The following is a 9,248-nucleotide window of genomic DNA, read 5'->3' as shown; positions in this document are numbered from 1 at the left end:
TTAACAGGACTCTCGACAAGCCCTATTTTCCCTGACCAGAGGGCACTTCTCTATTTCCGGCCCAGTCCTTGGACACCCTTAACGAAGGGCCGAGGCTAGTGATCACGGCCGGGCGGGGCATCCGCATTTCCCCGGCAGTCCGTCAGCGCCGCGGAAACGCGCCGTTCACGCCGTTGTAACGGGAGCGCTCCCATGCAACGATGACTGTCGATGAATTTCCTGTGTCCCCGGAGAGGCTTCCGGCGTACCCCCGGAGAAGAAGGAGCCGGCACATGCGCGCACTCGCGCGGCTGGCCGTGACCACCCTGCTGGTCGCGGCTCCTCTCACCGCCGTCACGGCGGCCGCGAGCGCGGTCGCCGACCCCACCCCGATCACCGTCCTGACCAGTGACTTCGAGGACGGCACCGTCCAGGGCTGGGCGGGACGCTCGGCCGAGACGCTGGCGCCCAGCACCACCGTCGCGCACGGCGGGACCGGCAGCCTGTCGGTCAGCGGGCGCACCGCGACCTGGCAGGGACCCTCGCTCGACGTGCTGGACACGTTCGTGAAGGGCACCGCCTACACGATCTCGGTGTGGGTACGGACGGCGTCCGGCTCGGACAACGCGCGGCTCAGCGTGGAACGCCGCACCGGTGGCGTCGCCGCCTACGACCAGGTGGCCGGCAACACCGCGGTCACCTCCGGCGGCTGGACGAACCTGACCGGGCGCTACACCCTGGCCACCGACGTCGAGTTCCTGCGGATCTACGTGGAGACCGCGTCGACGACCGGCGCGTTCTTCATCGACGACGTGACCGCCAGTTACGTGCCGGCGCTGCCGATCCAGACCGACATCCCCAGCGTCAAGGACGTGGTCACCGAGTTCCCGGTCGGGGCGGCGATCACCGGGGCCGAGACGGTGACCGAACACGGTCAGCTGCTCGCCAAGCACTTCGCCAGCGTCACACCGGGCAACGCGCTGAAGTGGGACGCCACCGAACCCAGCGAGAACACCTTCACCTACACGCAGGCCGACCCGCTGATCGCCTGGGCGAAGGCGCACGGCACCGCCGTCCGCGGGCACACCCTGGTCTGGCACAACCAGACACCGGCCTGGGTGTTCCTCGGCGCCGACGGCCAGCCGATGACGGCCACCGCCGAGGACAAGGAACTCCTGCTCGGCCGGCTGGAGAACCACATCCGCAACGTGGCCGGCCACTACGGCGACGACATCGGCGTGTGGGACGTGGTCAACGAGGTGATCGACGAGAGCCAGGCGGACGGGATGCGCCGCAGCACCTGGTTCACGGTGACCGGTCTGGACTACATCCGGACGGCGTTCCGGGTGGCCCGGGAGGTGCTGCCGGCCGCGACACTGTGCATCAACGACTACAACACGAACGTCGCGGCCAAACGGGACGCCCTGTTCGCCCTGGTGTCGCAGCTGCGCACGGAGGGTGTGCCGGTCGACTGCGTCGGGCACCAGATGCACATCAACGTGAGCTGGCCGTCGGTGGCCGACACCCGGGCGATGCTGCAGAAGTTCGTGCCGCTGGGCGTGGAGCAGCAGATCACCGAGATGGACGTGAGCATCTACACCGGCAGCGGCGAGTCGTTCCCGGCGCCGCCGGCCGATCGGCTGCTGCAGCAGGCGTACGTGTACCGGGACATGTTCGCGCTGTTCCGCGAGTTCGCCGGGGAGATCACCTCGGTCACGCTGTGGGGACTGGCCGACGACAACACCTGGCTGGACACGTTCCCGGTGACCCGCAAGGACGCGCCGCTGCTGTTCGACACGGTGCTCCAGGCCAAGTCGGCATACTGGGGCGTGGTGGACCCGTCCAAGATCGAACAGACACCTCCGGGCACCTCGGGATGTGCCGTCACCTACCGGGTCACCGGCAGCTGGACCGGCGGGTTCCAGGGTGAGGTGAAGGTCGCGAACACCGGGACCACGGCCTGGACCGGCTGGACCCTGACATGGGCGTTCACCGGCGGGCAGACCGTCACCCAGCTCTGGAACGGCACGGTGGCGCAGTCCGGGACGGCGGTGACCGTCACCAACACGTCGTGGAACGGGGCGGTCGCGGGCGGCGGCTCGGCGACGGCCGGTTTCCTCGGCAGCTGGACCGGCGGCAACCCGGCGCCGACGGCCTTCACCGTGAACGGGACGGCCTGCACCGTTCTCTGAGCGATCCGGAGGCGGCGCCCGCTTGGCACGAGTGGGCGCCGCAGGATCATTTCCTCACAACTGGGACATCAACTGCGCGATCAGTCCGAGATCGGACATGAATTCAGGCCGCCCAGTCGCCGAGGGCGCCTTCCAGCGCGCCCAGTGCGGCGTCGATCAGGGACCAGCGGTCGTCCGGTGGGCAGCCCCGGCCGGCCCAGTGCAGGCAGGCGGCATCCAGAAGACCGAACCAGCCCCACAGCGCGTACGCGTGCCGCAGCTGCTCGTTCGGCGCGAGCAGGCTCCGCAGGTGCTCCACCTGGTCGCGGCGGGCCTCGGCACGGACACCGTCGACGACGGACGGGTGGTTGAGCGGCAGCGCCCAGGACGCCGGCTGTTCGGCGACGTGGTCCAGGTGGACGATCACCATCGCGCGGACCCGGTCTCGCACCGGCACCCCGGCGGGCAGCGCGGCGAGGGCCGCGTCCTGGCGTTCGAGCAGTTCCCGCAGGGCGCGGCGGACGACCTCCGCGTAGAGGTCGTCCTTGCCGGCGAAGTAGCGGTACACCAGAGCGTCGGAGGCGCCGGCTTGCGCCGCGATCGTGGAGATCTTGACTTGGGGGTACGCCTGGCGTGCGAACTCGACGGCGGCCGCGGTGAGGATCGCGGCCCGCCGTTCGTCCGGGTCGAGTCGCTGGCGGGGCTGCCGGTCGGTACGTGCCACGGTGGCATCCTAGCGCCTATTGAACTAGCCTCACTAACGTTAGTGAATCCGGTTCAATAGGAGGCGCCATGTCCTGGGTCGACCACGCCATCTGGTGGCACGTCTATCCGCTCGGCTTCACCGGCGCGCCGATCCGCGACGCCGGCCCGTCCCCCGCACCCCGGCTGCGCCGCCTGCTGCCCTGGCTGGACTACGCCATCGAGCTGGGCGCCTCCGGGCTGCTGCTCGGACCGGTCTTCGCCGCCGCCACCCACGGATACGACAGCCTCGACCAGTTCCGGATCGACCCGCGGCTCGGCGACGACGGCGACTTCGACGACCTGGTGGCGGCCTGCCGGGCGCGGGGGCTGCGGATCGTGCTCGACGGCGTCTTCAGTCACGTCGGCAGCGACCACCCCGAGCTGCTGCGGGCGCTGCGCGACGGCCCGGACAGCCCGGCCGCCGGCCTGTTCGACATCGACTGGGCGGCCCGCACGCCGCGGCTCTTCGAGGGGCACCCCGGCCTGGCCCGGCTCGACCACCGGTCCGCGCAGGCCGTGGACTACACCGCCGCGGTCCTGGAACACTGGCTGGACCGCGGGATCGACGGGTGGCGGCTGGACGCGGCGTACTCGGTCGATCCGGCCTTCTGGTCCCGGGTCCTGCCCCGCGTTCGGGAGAAGCACCCCGACGCGTGGTTCCTCGGCGAGGTCATCCACGGCGACTACCCGGGGTTCGTGGCGGCGTCCGGCGTCGACTCCGTCACCCAGTACGAGCTGTGGAAGGCCCTCTGGTCCAGCCTGCGGGACCGCAACCTGTTCGAACTGGACTGGGCGCTGACCCGGCACAACGGTTTCCTGGAAACCTTCGTGCCGAACACCTTCGCCGGCAACCACGACGTCACCCGGATCGCCAGCCTGGCCGGGGCCGACGGGGCGGTGGCCGCCTGCGCGGTGGTGATGACCGTCGGCGGGATCCCGTCAGTGTACGCCGGCGACGAGCAGGGCTTCACCGGCGTCAAGGAGGACCGGATCGGCGGCGACGACGCGGTGCGCCCGGAGTTCCCCGAACAGCCCGCCGGCCTGGCCGACTGGGGCAAGGACGTGCACCGTGCGCACCAGGAGCTGATCGGATTGCGCCGCCGCCACCCGTGGCTGACCACCGCGACCACCGAGAGCCGCGAGCTGACCAACACCCGCTACGTCTACCGCACCCGTTCCCGCTCCGGCGACGACCACCTGGACGTGGAGATCGACCTGGCCGGCCCGCCCGCGGTGACCATCCGCGACCGGTCCGGCCAGGCCCTGTGGAGTCAGCGGGGCTGACTCAGCCGATCAGGGGCAGCCAGCCGGCCGGGTCGGTGCAGTCGCCGATCGTGGTGTGTTCGACCACGGCGGTCAGGTCCTGCCGGGTGATCTGCATGCGGTTGTCGGTGTGCAGTTCCAGGACGCACCCGCCCGTTCGGACGATCATGTCGGCGCCGGTGTCGGTGCCGCCGTAGGTGCCGTTGGGGCGGGGCGGGTACCACGTGGCGAAGTCGCCGATCACGGTCGGTTCGCCCAGGTCGTGGCTGATGGCGGACCAGTCCGGGTTCGACGTCGGATACACGTGAGCCGACAGCGGCAGCTGACGCGGGAGACCGGCCACCGACGGGACGCCGCCCTCACCGAACCCGATCTGGACGTGCACGCCGGTCAGGGACAGGAAGGTCAGCTCCTGGCCGGCGGGCAGGCCGGTGAACCGGAACGGGGCACGGGCCTCCTCGGGAGCGTGCAGGCGGACCCCCTCGGCCACCTGGAGCAGTTGCTCACGGGTGTCCTCGGGGTCGCCGGCGACGACCACCCACGCGTTCTGGTCGGTCTGCCAGCCGACGCCGGTGGTGGCGCCGACGACCATGTTGCCGTTGATGCCGTCGGGCAGGGTCAGGCCGGTGGTGAAGAACGCCGGGCGGCCCCCGACGGTGATCTTCTCGCCGCGCTGCAGGGCAGCCGGGTCGAAGGCACCGGGGTCGAAGGCGAAGACGTCGGCGCCGGCGTAGCCGGGCACGTTCTCCGGGCGGTCCGCGGCCACCATCGCGCTGTTGCGGACCATGGCGGACTCGACGCCGCGCTGGCTCTCCCGGTTCATGATCCGGAACCCGGAGCCGGCGGCGATCTCCAGGGTGAACTGCGATGGGGTGCGGTACACCGGGGTCGCGGCCGGCGGTAGTCCGGTGCGGTTCTGCTCACCGAGTGCCAGCGGAACGGTGACACCGGCGGCAACCAGGGCGAGTGCGGTGGCCGTACCCGCGAAGAGACGCCGGCGGCGGCGGATGCCCGCCGCCCGGGTCTGGGCGTGCTCGACCAGGCCGTGGGTGTCGAGGGCGCCACGAGGAGAACGCCGGGTGGGCCGGATCTGCTGTGCGCCTCAGCTCCTGGATCCGGCTGCCGATTCGCAGCGGTATGAGCTCCCCGATCGGACACCGGGCACCGGAACAGTCCGGCGGTGTCCGGGAACGTGCCGTCGAACTCCGGGTGACCCCTCCGTGAGCGACTGGTCGGCGCGCCGGCTCACCGCGTTCTTCGCCGCGGTCTGCGAGCAGGCCGGCGAGCAGGCCGCGTTCACCGTCGCCGCGGAACAGGCGGCGGAGACACTGGCCGGCGAGATCGGGGCGGTACTGCGGAACGGCCTGGTCGCCGCCGGCGCAGGCAGCTTCTCCTCCGGCGCGGGCGGCTTCTCCTCCGGCGCGGGGAGCGAGGCACTCGGCGCCGCCCTGGCCGCGGCCGGTGACCGGCCGCTGCTGCACCTGGACGGGCGGGAGCTGCATCTGGCGTCCGCCCGGTTCGGCCCGGTCACGCTGCTGGTGGCGCGGGCCGCGGAACCGTTCGCCTCCCGGGAACGGCAGCTGCTGCAGGCGATGGCGCAGAGCCTCGTCCTGGCCCTGCACAGCCGCACCCTGACCGGCGGCGGACGGCAACGCCACGACGCGCTGACCGGACTGCCCACCCGGGCGGCGTTCCTGGCGACGCTCGACCAGCGGTTACGCACGGACGGCCCGGTCAGTGTGCTCTTCGTCGACCTGGACCGGTTCAAGGCGGTCAACGACAGTCTCGGGCATCCGGCCGGCGACGAGCTGCTCGGCCTGGTCGCCGCCCGGATCCGCGGTTGCCTGCCGTCGGACGCAACGGCGGCCCGGCTCGGCTCGGACGAGTTCGCGGTGCTGTTGCCGGACGCCACCACGGACGAGGCGCTGCCGGTGGCGTACCGGATCGTCGACGCGATCCGGCAGCCGTTCCCGGTCCGTGGGCACGACGTGTTCGTCGGCGCCGGGATCGGGGTGGCCACGGCCTCTTCCGGGACGTCCGCCGGCGACCTGCTCGGCAGCGCCGACATCGCGATGGACCGGGCGAAGCAGGCCGGGGCCGGGCAGGTGGTGGTGTACGCGCCGCACATGCACACCGAGGCGCTGGCCCGGCTCACCCTCGACGGCGACCTGCAGCGGGCCGTCGAACTCGGCGAGTTCCGCCTGCAGTATCAGCCGTTGTTCGCGCTGGCCACCGGCGAGGCCACCGGGGTGGAGGCCCTGGTGCGCTGGCAGAGCTCCCAGCGCGGGTACGTGTCCCCGGGCGACTTCGTGCCGATGGCCGAGGAGAACGGGCTGATCCGCGACATCGGCCGGTGGGTGCTGGACACCGCCGGGGAGCAGGCGGTCCGCTGGCGGGCCACGATGCCGGAGCTGACCCTCAACGTCAACGTGTCCGGCCGGCAGCTGACCGACCCGGTGTTCGCCGAGGACGTGGAGCGGATCCTGGCCCGCCGCGGTCTGCCCGCCTCGGCGGTCATCCTGGAGCTGACCGAGTCGGTGCTGATGAGTGACCCGCGGGCGGCGATCGCCTGCCTCAGTGATCTCAAGGCGCTCGGGGTCGGGGTGTCGGTGGACGACTTCGGCACCGGGTACTCGTCGTTGTCGTACCTGCGGCGGCTGCCGGTCGACGAGTTGAAGATCGACCGGGCGTTCCTGAGCCGCGCCGAGCCGACCCGTGAGGACCTGGCGGTGGTCCGGGCGGTCGTGGACCTGGCCCGCACGTTGCGGCTGCGGACCGTCGTCGAGGGCATCGAGACCGAGTTCCAGCGGCAGGCGGTCCGGGCGCTGGGCTGCGATCTCGGGCAGGGCTATCACCTGTGCCGGCCGGTGCACCCGGAGGACGTACCCGCCGCGGTGGGCATAAATGCCGTTGCGGTTATATAGCTGTACCGGTATTTTGCGGTGGGTGCAGTCCACCACCTTCGACATGCTCGCCGACCCCACCCGCCGCCGCATCCTCGACCTGCTCCTGGACCGGCCGCGCCTGGTCGGCGAGCTGACCGCCGAGCTCGGCCTCAGCCAGCCCGGCACGTCCAAACACCTGCGGGCCCTGCGCGAGGCGGGCTTGGTCCGGGTCCGGCCCGAGGCCCAACGCCGGTGGTACGAACTGAACCCCGCCCCTCTCGCCGAGATCGACGCGTGGCTGGCCCCCTACCGCCGCTTCTGGGAGCAGCCCTGGCCGGCTGACGGATCGAGGACTTGACGTGGCGCTCTTGGATGGTGGCTGAGGACACTTCTCGGCACGGGGGTGGGGTGCATGAGCGCGGATCGACCACAGTTCGAGCATCTGAACCGGGCATACCGGACGACCCGATCGCGGGATCGCAACGTGCGGCGGCACCGGCTGTCCGGCGTTCGCGAACTCGGCCCGGACGAGGCCGCACCATGGAGCGCCGCCACACACGGGCGGCCCGGTGAACTGTTCGTCAGGTGGAAGGACGACCGCGACACGACCAAAGGTGCCTGGGTCTACGCCTTCGACCGCGACGGGCACCTCGTCTGCGGCCCCACCAATCACCGCTGACCGGCTCCGGCTCACCGCTGACCGGCTTCGGCTCACCGCCGACCGGCTTTGTGTTCACCGCTGACCGGCTCTGGGCTCACCGCTGACCGGCTTTGTGTTCACCGCTGACCGGCTTTGTGTTCACCGCTGACCGGCTGCCGCGCGGGCCTGGTCGATCTCGGAGGCGTGCGCCACGGCCCACTCCCCCACCGCCACGACCAGCGGCAACAGGGAGCGACCCAGACCGGTCAGGGCATATTCCACCCGCTGATCGACCTGCCGGCGGCTGATCAGACCATCAGATTCCAGGCTTCTGAGGGTACGCGTGAGCATGCGCCGACTGATGCCCTGCACCAGCCGGTCCAGTTCGTTGAATCCGCGCGGCCCGTCCCGCAGGATCGCCAGCAGCAGGATCGTCCACTTCTCCCCGACCCGGGCCAGCACGTCCGTCGCCGGGCAGCGTTGCCGGTCGGCGGGCGTGACCGGCAGCGCGATCACCGGGGACATCAATGTGCCTTCTTTCGCCACCACCGTCGCGTTGTCCACCATCGCAGTATGCGCACAGTGGTCATCGCGGGTGGGACCCGCGGCATCGGCGGCGCCCTCGCCGCCCGCCTGAGACAACGCGGTGATCGGGTGATCGCCCTCGGCAGCGCCGACGCCGATCTCACCTCGGTCGCCGCCACCGACGCCCTGATCCGGCGACTCCCCGACCGGATCGACACCCTGGTCCTGTCCGCCGGGGCGTTCAGCCCGCAGCGTGTGGAGACCGCCGAAGGTTTCGAACGGTCCTTCGCCATCATGGTGCTGGCCCGGTACCTGCTCGCCGAGGGCCTGCGCCCCGCCCTGAACCGCGCGGACCATCCGATGATCCTCAGCCTGACCGGGACCGGCGGCATCAAGGGCGGCGTCATCCACTGGGACGACCTGCAACTCACCCGCGAGTACCGGATGATGCGCGCGGTCCTGCAGGGCACCCGGATGAACGACCTGCTCGGCGCCGGTTTCACCCGCCGCGACCCGACCAGCCGCATCCGGTACGTCCTGTACAACCCGCTGTTCGTCGACAGCGGCCTGCACCGGCACCTGCGGCAGCCCACCCGCACGCTGCTGGCGGTGGCCGCCCGCCTGTTCGCCTCCTCCACCACGACCGCCGCCGACCGTCTGATGCCGCTGCTCACCGACCCACTCACCATTCCGCCATCCGGCCCGCCTACCGTTCCGCCGGCCGGCCCACTCACGGTTCCGCCATCCAGCCCACCTACCGCTCCGCCGGCCGGCCCACTCACGGTTCCGCAGGCCGGCCCACCCACCATTTCGCCGGCCGACCCGCCGGCCCGCCCGCCGACTGCACCGCTGACCGCGCTGCGCCGTGGCACCCCGATCCCGGTGGACGGCCCCGACTTCGACCCGGTCGACGCCGATCGTGCCTACGAGGTCGTGGCCCGGCTAGTCGCAACGCCGTTCAGTTAGGCGGATGGCTCATGCGTCAAGGCTCGTCGGTGACGACGTTGATGCTGGTGGTGGCCTTGTAGGTGTGGCGGTCGA

Annotated in this window: 9 protein-coding genes; 6 read left to right on the top strand and 3 right to left on the bottom strand. The window is 71.3% G+C overall.

Annotated features, from left to right (window positions below; genetic code table 11):
* Positions 1-272: 272 nt before the first annotated feature.
* Complete coding sequence (locus tag WH85_RS45095) at positions 273-2,171, top strand: endo-1,4-beta-xylanase (protein WP_045748374.1); 1,899 nt, start codon at positions 273-275, stop codon at positions 2,169-2,171.
* Positions 2,172-2,274: 103 nt separating this feature from the next.
* Here the strand turns inward: WH85_RS45095 and WH85_RS45090 are convergent, their stop codons facing one another.
* Positions 2,275-2,874 (bottom strand): TetR/AcrR family transcriptional regulator, encoded by a 600-nt coding sequence (locus tag WH85_RS45090; protein WP_045748373.1) that lies wholly within the window; start codon positions 2,872-2,874, stop codon positions 2,275-2,277.
* Between the two features lie 68 nt (positions 2,875-2,942).
* Between WH85_RS45090 and WH85_RS45085 the strand changes: the two genes are divergently transcribed.
* The gene (locus tag WH85_RS45085; RefSeq protein ID WP_045748372.1) at positions 2,943-4,178 is read left to right on the top strand and encodes an alpha-amylase family protein; all 1,236 of its coding nucleotides are present in this window, start codon (positions 2,943-2,945) and stop codon (positions 4,176-4,178) included.
* Position 4,179: 1 nt separating this feature from the next.
* Here WH85_RS45085 and WH85_RS45080 read toward each other — a convergent pair whose 3' ends face one another.
* A complete protein-coding gene (locus WH85_RS45080) occupies positions 4,180-5,040 on the bottom strand; it encodes a hypothetical protein (protein WP_045748371.1) in 861 nt (286 codons plus the stop codon).
* A gap of 337 nt (positions 5,041-5,377) precedes the next feature.
* Between WH85_RS45080 and WH85_RS45075 the strand changes: the two genes are divergently transcribed.
* Genes WH85_RS45075 through WH85_RS45065 form a run of 3 tightly spaced genes read left to right on the top strand, consistent with a single transcriptional unit; the run spans position 5,378 to position 7,721 of the window.
* Entirely contained in the window at positions 5,378-7,081 is a 1,704-nt protein-coding gene (locus WH85_RS45075; protein WP_045748370.1) for a putative bifunctional diguanylate cyclase/phosphodiesterase, read from the top strand.
* A gap of 22 nt (positions 7,082-7,103) precedes the next feature.
* On the top strand, positions 7,104-7,400 hold the full coding sequence (locus WH85_RS45070; protein WP_245674380.1) for an ArsR/SmtB family transcription factor: 297 nt from the start codon (positions 7,104-7,106) through the stop codon (positions 7,398-7,400).
* Positions 7,401-7,454: 54 nt separating this feature from the next.
* Positions 7,455-7,721, top strand: a complete 267-nt coding sequence (locus WH85_RS45065; protein WP_157411633.1) for a hypothetical protein — start codon at positions 7,455-7,457, stop codon at positions 7,719-7,721.
* A gap of 120 nt (positions 7,722-7,841) precedes the next feature.
* On the opposite strand, the gene WH85_RS45060 is transcribed toward WH85_RS45065, so the two are convergent.
* Positions 7,842-8,246, bottom strand: coding sequence for a winged helix-turn-helix transcriptional regulator (locus WH85_RS45060; RefSeq protein WP_245674379.1), 405 nt, complete (start codon positions 8,244-8,246; stop codon positions 7,842-7,844).
* Between the two features lie 9 nt (positions 8,247-8,255).
* Here WH85_RS45060 and WH85_RS45055 point away from each other — a divergent pair, with 9 nt between their 5' ends.
* On the top strand, positions 8,256-9,173 hold the full coding sequence (locus WH85_RS45055; RefSeq protein ID WP_157411632.1) for a Rossmann-fold NAD(P)-binding domain-containing protein: 918 nt from the start codon (positions 8,256-8,258) through the stop codon (positions 9,171-9,173).
* The last annotated feature ends 75 nt before the right edge of the window (positions 9,174-9,248 follow it).

Source organism: Actinoplanes rectilineatus, assembly GCF_000962825.1.
GTDB classification, from domain to species: domain Bacteria; phylum Actinomycetota; class Actinomycetes; order Mycobacteriales; family Micromonosporaceae; genus Actinoplanes; species Actinoplanes rectilineatus.
Note: the sequence above shows the minus strand (reverse complement) of the source record. Positions and strands in the feature narration are given on the sequence as shown.